The sequence below is a fragment of the Cloacibacterium sp. TD35 genome (assembly GCF_028864635.1).
Taxonomy (GTDB): Bacteria; Bacteroidota; Bacteroidia; order Flavobacteriales; family Weeksellaceae; genus Cloacibacterium.
In genome coordinates this window covers 1,065,989-1,080,192 of the sequence record NZ_CP104850.1, presented here as the reverse complement: position 1 = coordinate 1,080,192, position 14,204 = coordinate 1,065,989, and the positions used below count along the sequence as shown (strand labels likewise).

13 protein-coding genes are annotated in these 14,204 nt (G+C 33.3%); 5 read left to right on the top strand and 8 right to left on the bottom strand.

The genetic code is table 11. The annotated features are described in order from the left end of the window. The first annotated feature begins 54 nt into the window (after window positions 1–54). Together tilS and N7277_RS04930 are read left to right on the top strand one after the other, a co-directional pair. Window positions 55–984 (top strand): tRNA lysidine(34) synthetase TilS, encoded by a 930-nt coding sequence (tilS, locus tag N7277_RS04935; RefSeq protein WP_274780603.1) that lies wholly within the window; start codon window positions 55–57, stop codon window positions 982–984. A gap of 111 nt (window positions 985–1,095) precedes the next feature. Further along, window positions 1,096–3,141, top strand: a complete 2,046-nt coding sequence (locus N7277_RS04930; protein ID WP_274780602.1) for a protein-disulfide reductase DsbD family protein — start codon at window positions 1,096–1,098, stop codon at window positions 3,139–3,141. A 77-nt stretch (window positions 3,142–3,218) separates the two neighbouring features. Here the strand turns inward: N7277_RS04930 and N7277_RS04925 are convergent, their stop codons facing one another. After that, on the bottom strand, window positions 3,219–3,605 hold the full coding sequence (locus tag N7277_RS04925) for a rhodanese-like domain-containing protein (protein ID WP_274780601.1): 387 nt from the start codon (window positions 3,603–3,605) through the stop codon (window positions 3,219–3,221). 111 nt (window positions 3,606–3,716) lie between these two features. Here N7277_RS04925 and N7277_RS04920 point away from each other — a divergent pair, with 111 nt between their 5' ends. The 3 genes from N7277_RS04920 to N7277_RS04910 all read left to right on the top strand — a co-directional run bounded on the left by N7277_RS04920 (window position 3,717) and on the right by N7277_RS04910 (window position 6,056). Then, entirely contained in the window at window positions 3,717–4,643 is a 927-nt protein-coding gene (locus tag N7277_RS04920) for a YeiH family protein (RefSeq protein ID WP_274780600.1), read from the top strand. Between the two features lie 65 nt (window positions 4,644–4,708). Next, window positions 4,709–5,212 (top strand): hypothetical protein, encoded by a 504-nt coding sequence (locus N7277_RS04915; RefSeq protein WP_274780599.1) that lies wholly within the window; start codon window positions 4,709–4,711, stop codon window positions 5,210–5,212. A 61-nt stretch (window positions 5,213–5,273) separates the two neighbouring features. Further along, window positions 5,274–6,056, top strand: a complete 783-nt coding sequence (locus N7277_RS04910; RefSeq protein ID WP_274780598.1) for an alpha/beta fold hydrolase — start codon at window positions 5,274–5,276, stop codon at window positions 6,054–6,056. Between the two features lie 3 nt (window positions 6,057–6,059). Here the strand turns inward: N7277_RS04910 and N7277_RS04905 are convergent, their stop codons facing one another. The 7 genes from N7277_RS04905 to N7277_RS04875 all read right to left on the bottom strand — a co-directional run bounded on the left by N7277_RS04905 (window position 6,060) and on the right by N7277_RS04875 (window position 14,086). Next, complete coding sequence (locus N7277_RS04905) at window positions 6,060–6,665, bottom strand: HoxN/HupN/NixA family nickel/cobalt transporter (protein WP_274780597.1); 606 nt, start codon at window positions 6,663–6,665, stop codon at window positions 6,060–6,062. Window positions 6,666–6,771: 106 nt separating this feature from the next. Beyond that, complete coding sequence (gene hypD, locus N7277_RS04900) at window positions 6,772–7,848, bottom strand: hydrogenase formation protein HypD (RefSeq protein WP_274780596.1); 1,077 nt, start codon at window positions 7,846–7,848, stop codon at window positions 6,772–6,774. A gap of 53 nt (window positions 7,849–7,901) precedes the next feature. Further along, a complete protein-coding gene (locus N7277_RS04895) occupies window positions 7,902–10,157 on the bottom strand; it encodes a TonB-dependent receptor (protein ID WP_274780595.1) in 2,256 nt (751 codons plus the stop codon). A 49-nt stretch (window positions 10,158–10,206) separates the two neighbouring features. Next, on the bottom strand, window positions 10,207–10,608 hold the full coding sequence (gene nikR / locus N7277_RS04890) for a nickel-responsive transcriptional regulator NikR (RefSeq protein ID WP_274780594.1): 402 nt from the start codon (window positions 10,606–10,608) through the stop codon (window positions 10,207–10,209). A 65-nt stretch (window positions 10,609–10,673) separates the two neighbouring features. After that, window positions 10,674–11,300: an FKBP-type peptidyl-prolyl cis-trans isomerase gene (locus N7277_RS04885; RefSeq protein WP_274780593.1), complete on the bottom strand. Its 627-nt coding sequence runs from the start codon at window positions 11,298–11,300 to the stop codon at window positions 10,674–10,676. Between the two features lie 5 nt (window positions 11,301–11,305). Further along, window positions 11,306–13,492, bottom strand: coding sequence for a carbamoyltransferase HypF (gene hypF / locus N7277_RS04880; RefSeq protein WP_446715125.1), 2,187 nt, complete (start codon window positions 13,490–13,492; stop codon window positions 11,306–11,308). 72 nt (window positions 13,493–13,564) lie between these two features. Beyond that, a complete protein-coding gene (locus N7277_RS04875) occupies window positions 13,565–14,086 on the bottom strand; it encodes a HyaD/HybD family hydrogenase maturation endopeptidase (protein WP_274780592.1) in 522 nt (173 codons plus the stop codon). Between the last annotated feature and the right edge of the window lie 118 nt (window positions 14,087–14,204).

The following is a 14,204-nucleotide window of genomic DNA, read 5'->3' as shown; positions in this document are numbered from 1 at the left end:
AATTACAAAAATCATTCCACAATAAGAATTATATTTGCCTAAAAATAGGCAGTTTTGTTAGATTTTAACAATTTTAAGGAAAATTTAGAAGTTTTAGGAGAAGATATTTTTTCTAAAAAATTTCTTTTGGCTGTTTCGGGTGGTGCAGATTCTATGGTGCTTTCTCACTTATTTCAATTTTCAAATTTGGAGTTTCAAGTAGCTCATGTAAACTATCATTTCCGAGGAGAAGATTCTAATCTTGATCAAAAAATTGTTGAAGATTTTTGTAGAAAAAATCAAATAAAATTTCATCTAAAAGATGTTTCCGAAGAAGAAAAAACTCAAATGAAATCCCTTCAAAATTGGGCAAGAGAATTGAGGTATGATTTCTTTTTTAAAATTTTAGAGCAAGAAAATCTTGATTATATTGTTACGGCACACCATCTCAATGATGAGTTAGAAACCTTTTTCATCAATCTTTCTCGCGGCTCTGGAATTAAAGGATTAAGCGGAATTCCGAAAAATGAGAACAGCATTCTTCGTCCAATTCTGAAGTTTACCAAAGCAGAAATTTATGCTTTCGCAGAAGAAAACCACATCGATTTCAGAGAAGATAAATCCAATGAAAAAAATGATTATCTTAGAAATAAAATCCGTAATCAACTCACCCCAAAAATTCTAGAGATTTTTCCACAGTTTCTAGAACAATTCGGTGAAAGTCTGTCTTATTTAAGTTCGGTTAACGATTTTTATCAATACGTAATCGAAAAGACCTTTCAAGAAATTTTAACAAAAGAAAATGAAGAAGGATTTACTTTGAAGAAAGACATTTTATTCCAAAAACCGAAAGTCCTCATCATTGAAATCATTAGAAAACTCGGTTTCACAGGCATTGAAATCGAAAAAATCATGAATGCTGAAAACGGTAAATTTTTCCGAAGCAGCACCTATGAGATTTCCATAAAGAAGAAGGAAATTATCTGTAAAAAAAAGACAAAATAATATTTTGAAATAAATTTTGTTTTTAAATAAGTCTTAAAATAAGTTAAATCAGACTGTTTATATCTTTTAAGACCTACAATTTTATATTTTTGTACCTCTAAAAATTAAATAATGAAGAAGTTTTTGCTTTTACTTTTTATCGCTATTACCTCATTGTTCTCTGCGCAAATTCAGAAACACGTCACGATAAAATACGATGTAAAATCACTCCCAAATAACGAATACGAAGCAGTAATTACCGCTAATATTGACAAAGGATGGCATATTTACTCTAAAGACATCGACCCAGAATCTGGAGCCATTCCCACAGAATTAAAACTGAATTCTAAAGACATTCAACTGATTGGAAAACCTGTAGAAACAGGCAGTAGAAAAACCGAATTTTCTGAAGCTTTCGGTACAGATTTGATTTTCTTATCTGGAAATGTAACCATTAAGCAAAAATTTAAACTCAAAAACCCAGAAAAACCAGCCAATGTAATTGGAGAGTTTACCTATCAAACTTGTGATGACAGAGTCTGTCTTGCTCCTGAATCTTTAGAATTTGAAAAAACGATAGCAGGTTCAGCAGTTGTAAAAACTGAGGAAAACAAAGAAGTGCTACAAAATACAGACTCTACTAAATCTGTAGCTGCTACTCCTGTAACAACTAAAAATATAGAAATTGCTCCGCAACAAGAAGGTTTAAAGGTTTCTTCATTGGATTTCGAAAATCCTTTAACAGACTGTGGTGTAGCGAAAGAGAAAAAATCTGAAAACTACCTCACTTATTTATTTTTAGGATTTTTAGGAGGATTAATCGCCTTGTTAACACCTTGCGTTTTCCCAATGATTCCATTAACGGTTTCGTTCTTTACCAAAGGGCAAAAAGACAAAGCAAAAGGAAAAAGAGACGCATTTATTTACGGATTTTTCATTCTTTTAATCTTCGTTTTATTGAGCGTTCCGTTTCACATTATTGATGGAATTGCGGGAAACATTTTCAATCAAATTTCTACATCAGTTAGCTTAAATATTGCATTTTTCTTGATATTCTTATTCTTCGCAGGAAGTTTCTTCGGATATTATGATATTACATTGCCAAGTTCTATTGCCAATAAATCTTCAAAAGCAGAAGAAGCTGGAGGAATCATCGGGATTTTCTTTATGGCTTTAACCTTGGTCATTGTTTCATTTTCTTGTACCGGACCAATTTTAGGAAGTTTATTAGGAAGCGCCGTTACGGGTTCTGCAAACGTTCCGATGCTATTAACCTTTGCTTTAGCAGGATTTGGTTTAAGCTGGGCAATCGTTTTCGGACTATTGGCATTATTTCCACAAGCGTTACAAAGTTTACCAAAATCTGGTGGCTGGATGAATACTGTAAAAGTAGTTCTAGGTTTCGTAGAATTAGCATTAGCATTAAAATTTTTATCAAAAGCAGATTTGGTATCCAAAACATTCTTACTAAAACGCGAACTTTTCATCGCGATTTGGATTATCATTACCATCGGTTTAGTGCTTTATTTATTTGGAAAAATAAGATTTCCACATGATGATAAAAACCAAAAAATTTCTGTTACCCGAAAAATTTTTGGAGTTTTAGGAATTGGATTTTTAGTATATTTAGTTCAAGGATTAGTTCCTGCAGAAAGACCAAAACTACAGATGCTTTCAGGAATTTTGCCTCCAATTAATGTGAGTTATCTTCATGATGAAAAAGACGGAATTCTAGGAATGCATCCCGAACATGATTATTTCAAGGCTATAGCACTGGCAAAGAAAGAAAACAAACCTGTCTTGATAGATTTCACAGGTTATGGTTGCGAAAACTGCAGAAAAATGGAAGAATTTGTGTGGAGTGAACCTGATATTTTACCTACTTTACAAAACGAGGTAATTCTTGCTTCTCTTTATGTAGACGACAAAGAAGAATTGCCAGAAGCAGAACAAACCAAAGTAGATTTAGGAAACGGACAAATGAAACGCATTAAAACCATCGGTGATAAATGGAGTATGTTCCAACAAGTGAATTTTAATAATAATTCTCAACCGCATTACGTTTTGGTAACTCCAGAAGGAAAAGTGATTAACACGCCTGTTTCTGGTTATATGCCGAAAGAAGATTTCAAAAAATTCTTAGAATGTGGAATAGATTTTTATAAAAAACATAAATAGAATCATCATTTTATTGATAAAAAAAAAGCTTTCAAAATTTTGAAAGCTTTTTTTATAAGTAAATTGTTTAGAACATTTTATTTAGCCAATTCTTCGTTTACCGTTTTGGCATTAATTCCGTTGGTTACATTTTTTATTCCGTTATATTCTAGAATCGCTTTCGCTTGTCCGCTTCTGTTTCCTGTTCTGCAAAAAACAATTACAGATGGTTTTCCTTTGAATTCATTCAATCTACTTTCTACTTCATCAAGCGGAATATTCACGGCTCCTTTTACACTTCCTTCTGCAAATTCTTGTGGCGTTCTTACATCTACCAAAAATGCCCCGTTTGCAACTTGTTCTTTAATTGAAACTTTTTTTTGGACTTCAGCTTGAGTATTATTTTCTGCTGGTTTAGGAGAAGAACACTGTGTTCCCATGATAACTAAAGCTCCTAAGCTCAATATTGATATTAACTTTTTCATTTTTTCTATTTTTTACAAAACTATTTCATTAGCGAGAGTTCTTATGTAACAAAAGTTACAATAGCAATATTTGGTTTTGAATAATTTTGCAGTCGACTTTTCAGAAAGAACATGCTTCAAAAAAAATTACTTCTTCAACTCCTATTTTTAGCACTCGTTGTATTATCTTTTTCACCACTTGTTTCTCCGCCAATTGCTTTATTATTCGGAATTCTTTTTGTGAATATATTCGGGAAAGTTCTAGAGACAGATATTTTTGTTAAAAAATTATTGCAGTATTCTATTATAGGATTAGGTTTCGGAATTAATCTGAACACTGCAATAAAAGCAGGAAGCCAAGGTTTTCTTTTTACGGTTTCTACGATTGCTTTGGTCATGATTTTCGGTTTATTACTCGCTAGAATTTTAAAAATTGACAAAACCATTGCTCAACTCATTTCCGCAGGAACCGCAATCTGTGGAGGAAGCGCAATCGCAGCAGTTGCACCCATTTTAAAAGCCAATAGCAAACAAACTTCTGTAGCTTTAGGAATTGTCTTTGTTTTAAATGCTGTTGCGTTGTTTATTTTCCCAGAAATTGGGCATTTTTTTAATTTAACTCAAAATCAGTTTGGAATTTGGAGCGCTATCGCTATTCATGATACAAGTTCTGTAGTTGGCGCTGCCAGTAAATATGGCAACGAAGCGTTACAAATTGCCACCACCGTAAAATTAGCCCGAGCTTTATGGATTATCCCGCTGGCTTTTCTTATTTCTATTTTTACCAAAAGTGAAGGGAAAATTAAGATTCCTTATTTCATTGGTTTCTTTGTTTTAGCGATTTTAGCAGGAACCTACCTTCCATTTTTACAAAATTTCAATTCTATCATTTCTGAAATTTCTAGAGACACACTCAAGGTTGCTCTTTTCTTAATTGGAGCAGGATTATCTTTACAAAATCTCAAAAATATAGGTATTAAGCCTCTTCTTTTAGGAATTATCCTTTGGATTTTCATTTCTAGCATTTCACTTTACGCTGTTTTACAATTTTTAAAGTAAGTATTGAAAGAATAAAAAGTTTGGTTTAAATTTGTATTCAAACAATACAAATTAATTCGATAACCATGAAAAAACTATTTTTTATTCCTTTGATTCTAATCGCTTTCTCGTGCAATAAAACCGGAGAAAATAATGCTAAAGATGTAGACAGCACTAAGATTATTGACTCCATCAATGCGGTGAGAATGAAATACAATGACAGCATAAGAGCATTGAACAACAAAAATAATTACAGCGATTTAAGCGGAAAACATAAACTTACTTTCGTATCTGATGATGGCGTTTCCCTAACTGGAACCGTAAATTTCACTAAAATTATGAGTGATGGTTACGAAGTAAAAGGAAATGCAAAATCTGGAAAAAACATACTCATTATAGATGGAAAAGCGGACAGAGTATCGCCAAAACATATTAATTTCTACGGAAAAATCACACAAACCATCAATGGTAAAACAGAATCTAAGAGCAACAGCAATACATTCAGAGATGAAGGAAAAGGAGATTTCTTTAGACTTCAACAGAAAATAAACGCTCAAGGTTTTGTAGATTACATCGATATTTGGAAATAAGTTGAAATAAAGATTTAACGCAAATTGAATCTCGTTTCTCGCATCTAAAAAATATAAAATTATGCTACATCACGAAATTTCAGGAAACGGCAAAAAACCATTGGTTTTACTTCATGGTTTTATGGAAAACACAACCATCTGGGACGAGATGGAAGCTCATCTTTCTAAAGATTTCACGTTAATTAAAATAGATTTACCCGGTCATGGAAAATCTAAAGTTTATCAAGAAATACACACCGTAGAATTGATGGCAGAAAAAGTAAAAGAAGTAATAGATGCTCTAAAATTAGAGAAAATCAATTTGCTAGGACATTCTTTGGGAGGTTATGTTTCTCTGGCTTTTGCAGAAAAATTTCCTGAAATTTTGGAGAGCACGACTTTATTTTTCTCGACTACAGTTGCAGATGATGAAGAGAAAAAAGCAATCCGTAAAAGAAGTATTGCAGTAATTGATGAAAATTTTGAAACTTTCGTCAAAACTTCTATCCCCAATCTTTTTAGCAATAATGAAAAAGATATTTTAGAAGGCAAAATAGAATTGGCAAAAAACGTCGCAAAATCTACCAATAAAGAAGGCGTAAAAGCTGCTCAATTAGGAATGGCAGAAAGACCAGACCGAACTGAAATTTTAGAAAATTTAGATGCAAAAATTCTCATCATTGCTGGGAAATATGACAATGCTGTAAAAACCGAAAATCTTCTCAAAATCATTCCTGAAAAGACCAATATTAAAACCTATGTTTTAGATTGCGGGCACAACGGACATTGGGAAAAACCAACGATCTGCGCGGAAATTATCAACACAGAATTGCTACATAATCTGCCGAAGCATTTTTTACTCTAAATATTAAAGTAAACCTAAATTTTCAACAACCACTTTTCCTCCGTAAACGATACAAAGTATAGAGGAAATAATCACCAAACTGGCTTGCAGTTTTTTGGATTTCAAGAGACTTTTGGTATAAGGAATACTGAAAAGGTACGCCGCTAAAAACATCCCGAAAATTGAGCCCAATCCGAAAATAAGAATGTACATCAACCCTTCTAAAGGTGTTTTCATCTGAGAAATCACCAAAACGACCAAAGCTCCACTTCCAGCCAAACCGTGAATTAATCCCACACCGAAAGCTGCTCTAGAAGTGTTATGAGTATGGGTATGTTCTTTCGGAAAATAGAGTTTAAAAACTCTGTAAAGTCCCAAAATAATTAACATAACGCCAACTCCCGCTTCAAAATTTTTAAAAACTTCTTCCCCAATTTGAAACTTAAACCCAATCATTAAAATCCCAATGAGAAAAATAGTTGCGGTATGACCAATTCCCCAATAAATTCCATCTCTCATGGACTGTTTCAGATTTTCGCGGTGAGAAACGAGTGTGTTCACCGCCAATAAATGGTCGGCTTCAAAAGCATGTTCTAAGCCAGAATATATGGTAAGAAATATTTTAAACATTTTTTTTAAGATTTGAGATATGATACTTTAGATATGAGATAATTATTAATTGAGATGTAATTTTTTAAAAAAAATCTGAAATCTCTCTTCTAGAATCTCTCTTCTATTAACTATAGTGATAATACGCTGCACAAGCTCCCTCTGAAGAAACCATAGGTGCTCCTAAAGGATTCCCAGGATTGCAAAGTTTACCAAAATGCGGACACTCAACTGGTTTTTTTATGCCTTTCAGGATTTCTCCAGCAATACAAAGATTTTCCTCTTTTTTTTCTAAATTTTCAATGTCAAATTTCTTAGAAGCATCAAAATCTTTATACTTTTCTTTCATCACCAAACCACTGTCTGGAATACTTCCTATTCCACGCCATTCTTGAGTACCGATTTCAAAAATTTCGTTGACCACTTTTTGAGCAGGAACATTTCCTTCGTCTTTTACCAAACGTTCGTAGCAATTTTCTACTCTATGTTCGCCTTTTTCTAATTGTAACACAGCGTGATAAATGGCTTGAAGCAAATCTGCAGGTTCAAATCCTGAAATAACAATCGGAATTTTATATTTTTCGGCCAAAGGAAAATATTCTGAAGTTCCCATAATGGTACAGACGTGACCCGCTCCGAGAAACGCATCAATATTACAAAATTCGTCATCTAAAATGGCTTCCATAGCTGGCGGAACCAAAACATGAGAAACCAAAAGAGAGAAGTTTTTAATACCTAATTTTTGGGCATGAACCACACTCAAAGCATTACTAGGAGCTGTAGTTTCAAAACCTACTGCAAAGAATACCACTTCTTTATCAGGGTTCTGCTCTGCAATTTGAACTGCTTCTAACGGAGAATATAGAATCCTTAAATCTCCGCCGTCAGCTTTGGCCTGGAGTAATGATTTTTTACTACCCGGAACTCTTACCATATCTCCAAAAGAACATAAAACCGCTCCTTTTTCCATTAAAGCTACCGCTTTATCAATCAACGAAATCGGGGTAACGCAAACTGGGCAACCAGGACCGTGAATCATTCTCACTTTGTCTGGAAGCAGTTCTAACAAACCGTTTTTCACTAAAGAATGGGTTTGTCCGCCACAAATCTCCATGATATTCCAAGGTTTTGTAACAATTTTTTCGATTTCGTTTAAATAAAACTTTACGAGTTCTGGATTGCGGTATTCGGTAAGAAATTTCATGCTTTTTTTTATTTAAATACTTCAAATTCAATGTCTTTCAAAGATAATCATTTTTAGAAGAAATAAGTGTAACTTAATTTACCAAAAAACGGAGTTCCTGGCGTAAAATGAATCTCTGAAATAGATTGACTTTCATTATATAATCTACTTTCTGTATCAAATTGGGTTTCTTTCCATTTCACATTAAAAATGTTCTGAACAGAAACTCCCAATTCCCATTTTTTGGTGGTATAATTTATAGTTCCATCCCAAACAAAGTATCCTTTTGCCACCACAGAATTATCTTCATTTGCGGGTCTATCTCCCATTAATCTATAGCGCAAACTTCCGTTGAAACCCGTTTCTTTTCTGTAGGTAACCCCGCCTGTGCTCACTAATTTCGGAGCTAGAGGAATGAAATTTTCATCAGCAGGAACATTTAAACTTCTTGGTTTTGCCATACTTAAATTAAAATCTGCAAACCAATTTTTGTAAATTTCGTAACGAGCAATGATGTCAATTCCCATTCTTTCGGTTTTTCCGCCTTCTTCTACCACCGCTTCATCTCCGACATAAACAAACTCTTGATCTAACCAAAGATACCAAATTGCGCTTTGTAAAATCAATTTTTCACCCAATTTAAAAATTCCACCAAAATCAGTTCCTAAAGCTGGTGGCAAAACTTTTTTACCGTTTTCTAAAACTGCAACTCTGGTGTCATTGCTATGGAAGCCTTTCCCAAAGTAAGAATACAACTGCACTTGATCATTTAAACGATAATTCAACCTTAGTTTCGGACTAAAAATATTAGAATTTGATTTCAATTTTTGATTCAAAAGTTTATCATTATATTGATTATCAAAATAATCAAATCTTACGGAAGGCGTAACATCAAAATTAGAATTCAAAGAAATTTTCTGACTCCAGAAAGCGCCTAAATTCATTTCATTTACATCACCAAATTTTAACGCTTCTGTAGTGATGGTTCTGTTTTTGGTTCTGGAAAGTTCCAAATCATTGACTTCATCATAGCGAAGCTGAATTCCTGCAACCGTTTCAGATTTTAAGCCCAATAATTGTATAGATTTTTCGTAAGTAGAATTAAAACCATACAGATTTCTATCTTCTTTTTGGCGAATTTGATCACCATTTATTGGGTCATTCAAGAAAAAAGTGAAGTTAGAATAGAGTTCAAATTGATATTTAGAATAAAAAATCTGATTAGTGAATTTTCCTCCATTATTGAGATAAGATTTCAAATTGACTGTAAAATTATATCGAGAAGTTTTGCCACCTTCATTATCATCAATTGCACCAAACCAGCCAATTGTTCCTGCTTCAACTGCTCTATCTGGTATTTGTCCTGAAGCGTTCCATTTACTGGAAAGCCCTGAAAAATATGCAGTCAAGAAATTATTATCATTCAACTTTCCATGATATTTCAGCATTCCATTAAAACGGTTAAAATCTTGAGGACTCTCAAAATATCCGTCTGTAAAATACGCTTCTGTAGCTAAAAATAAGCTTTGTTCTTTTACATCTTTTTTATTTTTCAAAAGGTTTAAACCCAAAACTCCACGATAGGTTTTGAACTGCCCCAATTCTAACTTAGCAAAATTGTTTTCTAAAAAATCTTTGGTTTTAAAATCTACAAAACCTGCAGTGGTAAAGTTGCCTTTTTCTGCAAAATAAGGACCTTTATCAAAATTTACCTTATCAATAAACTCAGGAATTACAAAATGTAAATCTGCATAACCTTGTCCGTGAGCGTGGGAAACCATATTGACAGGGATACCGTCCACAGAAAGGCTTACATCAGTTCCGTGATCTACATCAAATCCTCTGATAAAAAGTTGCTCTGCCTTGCCACCACCTGCATGTTGCCCAATGAAAAGCCCAGGAACAGAACGCAAAATTTCTTGTGAATTATTAATCGGGCGAAGATGAATATCTAATTCTGAAATGGTTTGAAAAATATTATTTCTTACTGAATTTTTCAATTGAACTTCTGCAATACTCACAATTTTTGGGTTGAGAAAAATGTAACCAAAATCTTTTTCTTTTTTAATAAGACTCAAATCAAATTCTTCCTTCTCATAACCAATTCCTGAAACATATATTTTCTGGTCTTCGAAATTAAAACCTTGTAAACTTATCCATCCGTTTTCATCTGAATTTCTCTGAAAATTTTCGACCGAATTTACTACCAATACAGAAGAAACAGGTGTTTTAGAAATTTCATCAAGAAAATATATTCCTTTTAAATTTTGCGAAAAAACCATATGAATGGGTATCAAAAAAACAGAAAGAATAAAGATTTTGAATTTCACTGTGTTACTTTTTTATATTTTCGTGTTACTTTTTTTGTAAATTTTTTTCTTATATCATCTTACTCGTTACGAGTTTACCATGGATAATCCCTTTTAAGCCAATTAATTTATTAGCTAAATCAGTTAAACGATTCGCATTTCCTTTTACTGCGATAATTTCTAAGCAATTATCATGGTCTAGATGAAAATGTTGTGCTGAAAGAATTTCTTTGTAAAATTCATGCTGAATATCATTCATCTTTACGCCTACATCACCTTTATGATGATCAAAAAGCAACACAATAGCACCAGAAACCACATCATTTTCTTTCCATTTCTTTTCTACAATTCGGTTTTCTACCAAATGTCGAATCGCTTGTGAACGGTTTGGCAAATGATTGTCTAGAACGAATTGATCTAATTCTTTCAATATTTCTTCGTCTAAACTCACGCCAAATCTTACTTGCGCCATCGTGTTACTTTCTTAAAAATTATTGTTACTAAAATAGTTAAATTTCAGATCGTGAATAAATTATTTTATATGATTTTATTCAGTTCTATCACAAAAACCAAAGTAGCATTCGGTTGAATCATTGGTGGCGCTCCGTTTTCGCCGTAAGCTAAATGTGGCGGAATGTAAACTTTCCAGCGAGAACCTTCTTGCATTTTAGTCAACACTTCTTTCCATCCTTCTATCATTTCTGAAATTCTGAAAACTTGCGCACCTACATCTTTAGTAGAATCAAAAACCTGCTTATCAAGCAAATATCCTTCATATTCTACCTCTACCTCATCAGTAAGCTTTGGAACTGCACCGTTTCCTTCTACTAAAATTTCGTACTGCAAACCATTTTCTAATTCTGTAATTTTAGGATTTTCTCTGTTTTTTTCAAGAAATTCTTGTCCTTCTTCAGCATTTTTTTGCAACATTTCCCCACGAAGCAAAAGCACATAATTGTTGAAAATATCTATTGCTTTTTTGGGAGAGATTTTGGGAGTAGTCTTATCAAAAATGGTTTTCATTCCATCAATGAAATCCTCATATTTTACTTCTTCAAAACCCATATCTCGAAGGCTCATCGCCAAAATTACACCTGCAGAATAAGATACTTTGTCCTCGTCTTCGGTGTGGTCTATTTTTCCTAATAAATCGTAAATGTCCATTTATTTTAAATTTTGTTTAAATAATAATTCAATTGCCCGAAACTGATGTTCTCATCATTCGGAGAAAGTTTTTCGTGGAAATGAAGTTCAAATTTATCTCCCAAAAATTCTATTGCCAAATCTACCAACAAAGCATTTTGCCAAACTCCACCAGAAAAAGCGAGTTCTTTCACCGCAAAACGCTGTGCTATTTTCTCAATAGCTTTAATTAAAGTATAATGAAAATTCAGTCCTATTTCTCCAGCGCTTTTTCCTGATTTTTTTTCTTCCAGAAGTTTTAAAAACAACTTCTTGGTTGGAATATTTTCAACAGTATCTTCTGCTAAATAATCTATTAATTCTGTGCCTTTTTCAAAAGCATCTTGCGAGATTTTTTCTAACCACATAGCAGGTTCTCCTTCAAAAAACAAAGGCTTTTCATAACCTAAAACAAAAGCAATCGCATCAAAAAACCTTCCCATGGATGAAGTTTTAATCTCTGACTTCTCTACAAGATTGGTGTAGATTTTCCATTCATTTTCATCAAAAGCAAATTTTAAATCTTCATTATTTCCTGAAACCGAAAGTGCTGAAATTTTAGGCGTTTTAGACATCTTATCTCCTAAAATCCATGCGAAATTTTCGAGCTGAGCCACTCTTGCTATTTTTTGATTTTCCAAAAGGAAAAACTCTCCACCCCAGATTTCGGTGGATGTTCCGAAACCAATTCCATCCCAAATAACACCCAAAACCTTATCTTTTTTCCACAATTTTTTCTCTCCTAAAATAGAAGCAAAATGCGCTTGGTGATGTTGAATTTCATGGGTTTGATAATTTGAAAATTTTGAAACAATATTTTGATTTTCGTATTTTGGATGTAAATCTTTAAGGATAATTTCTGGCGAAAAATTAAAGATTTTCTGGTAAGATTTTACAGTGTTTTCAAATCTTTCGTAGGTTTCAAAATTCGCTAAATCGCCTATGTATTCTGAAATATAAACGTGATTATTTGGTACAATAGCAAAGGTGTTTTTCAAGTCTCCACCTAAACTCAAAATTTTATTTTTCTCTTTATTCAATTCCGAAAGTTCTTCGGCAAAGAAATAATTCGGGGCAAAACCTCTGGAACGACGAAAAACAATTTTCTGGTAATGCTTTGGAGAAAATTTAATCACAGAATCGTCTTGAGGATGCTGAATTTCTAATGTGTTGTGTAAAAAATAATCTGCAATTTTACCTAAAATTTGCTCGGCTTCTTCTGTAGTAGAGCAAATTGGCGAACCATGGAAATTTCCACTGGTTGCAATAAGTGGTTTACCGAAAGTTTTCGCAATGAGTTTTAATGTACCAGAATAGGGAAACATCGCGCCAATCGTATTCATATTCGGTGAAATTTCTTCAATTGCCAAATCTTTTAAATCCTTAATTTTAGTAACAATTATAGGACTTTCAGATGATTTAAAATACTGAATTTGAAGTTCTGACACCTCTAAATATTGCTGCATTATTGAAACTCCAGAAAATAAAACGGCAAAAGGTTTCGTAGGTCTGCGTTTTCTTTTTCTCAACTCTGAAACCGCTTCGGAATTGGTAGCATCGCACATTAACAGATAACCTGCTGTATTTTTGAGCGCTACAATTTTCCCGTGAGATAATTCTTCTGCCAATTTTTCAAAAATTTCTTTATTTGAACCCTTGAATTCGTTTCCTTGATTGTCTTTTAACCAAATTTGAATGCCACAATTCGGACAAGAATTGGTTTGAGAATGAAACCTAACATCATCTGGATTTTTGTATTCTTCCAAGCAATTGGGGCACATTTTGAAGACCTCAATAGCGGTATTTTCCCTTTCGAAAGGGAATTTTTTGGTCACAGAATATCTCGGGCCGCACTGTGTACAAGTGGTAAAAGGATAAAAATAACGTGGATTATGTTCATCAAAAAGTTCGGTTTCACAAGATTCGCAAGTGGCAAAATCAGGCGTTAACGGAATATCTACCACTATGTTTTTTTCGGTAGGTTTGATGAAAAATCTATCAAAAATTTCTGCTGTTTCAATTTCTTTGATTTCCGAAAAAATTATTTCAGAAGATTTCGGTTTACGATGATGAATTTCATTAAAAAATTCCTCAGAATTTTCACCTTGACAAACAATAATTACGCCCAACTCATCATTCGAAACGTAGCCTTTTAGCCCGAATTCTTCAGCCAAATTGAAAATAAAAGGACGAAAACCAACTCCTTGAACTCGTCCTGATATATGTATTTCGTAGGTTTTGATAGTTTAATTTTCTTTTCTAATTTTTTGAACTAATTCTAGAGCCATTTCGGTTACTTTTGGAATAGCAGCGGCTACTTTTGGTGAAAGCTCTAGATACATAGGCTCCATTTTAGAAATGGTAACTGTGAAAAGATAAATATTAGGCATTTTATCCATAAATGTGAGGATATCTACCATGTCTTTTAATCCAAAATTATGACCGCTCAACGAAACGGGGAAATCATCTGAAAATTTAGGGGTAAGAAGTGTAATCGTTCCTTCTTCTTTTCCGTCCATCGTAGCATCTACAATAATCACATGCTCATGACTTTCGATGTAGGGAACAAGTGAGAAACCGCCAGTTCCTCCATCTAAAAAACTGATACCTTCTGGAAATCTAGAAGTGTCTAAATTTTTAACAAACTGAACACCAATTCCTTCGTCTCCCATCAAATAATTCCCAATCCCCAAAATGAGAATGTCATTTCCATCTGAATGAAATTCGTCTACCGTATATTGAAAAACATCTGTCTTATAATCTTTCATTTTATTTTTATTTTTTTATTGCTCTTTGGTCTTGATAGCAAAAGAACAAAAAATTCTGGACATGGGTTTCTCGGCTTAAATTTTGGTGTAATTTTCTAATATCTCGAAGTCCCTATGT

Excerpts from the sequence above, each read along its gene's own strand:
- N7277_RS04930 (WP_274780602.1), top strand. The coding sequence starts at position 1,096 with ATGAAGAAGTTTTTGCTTTTACTTTTTATCGCTATTACCTCATTGTTC.
- hypD (WP_274780596.1), bottom strand. The coding sequence starts at position 7,848 with ATGAAATTTCTTACCGAATACCGCAATCCAGAACTCGTAAAGTTTTAT.
- N7277_RS04885 (WP_274780593.1), bottom strand. The coding sequence starts at position 11,300 with ATGGACATTTACGATTTATTAGGAAAAATAGACCACACCGAAGACGAG.
- nikR (WP_274780594.1), bottom strand. The coding sequence starts at position 10,608 with ATGGCGCAAGTAAGATTTGGCGTGAGTTTAGACGAAGAAATATTGAAA.
- N7277_RS04875 (WP_274780592.1), bottom strand. The coding sequence starts at position 14,086 with ATGAAAGATTATAAGACAGATGTTTTTCAATATACGGTAGACGAATTT.
- N7277_RS04910 (WP_274780598.1), top strand. The coding sequence starts at position 5,274 with ATGCTACATCACGAAATTTCAGGAAACGGCAAAAAACCATTGGTTTTA.
- N7277_RS04915 (WP_274780599.1), top strand. The coding sequence starts at position 4,709 with ATGAAAAAACTATTTTTTATTCCTTTGATTCTAATCGCTTTCTCGTGC.
- N7277_RS04920 (WP_274780600.1), top strand. The coding sequence starts at position 3,717 with ATGCTTCAAAAAAAATTACTTCTTCAACTCCTATTTTTAGCACTCGTT.
- N7277_RS04925 (WP_274780601.1), bottom strand. The coding sequence starts at position 3,605 with ATGAAAAAGTTAATATCAATATTGAGCTTAGGAGCTTTAGTTATCATG.
- N7277_RS04905 (WP_274780597.1), bottom strand. The coding sequence starts at position 6,665 with ATGTTTAAAATATTTCTTACCATATATTCTGGCTTAGAACATGCTTTT.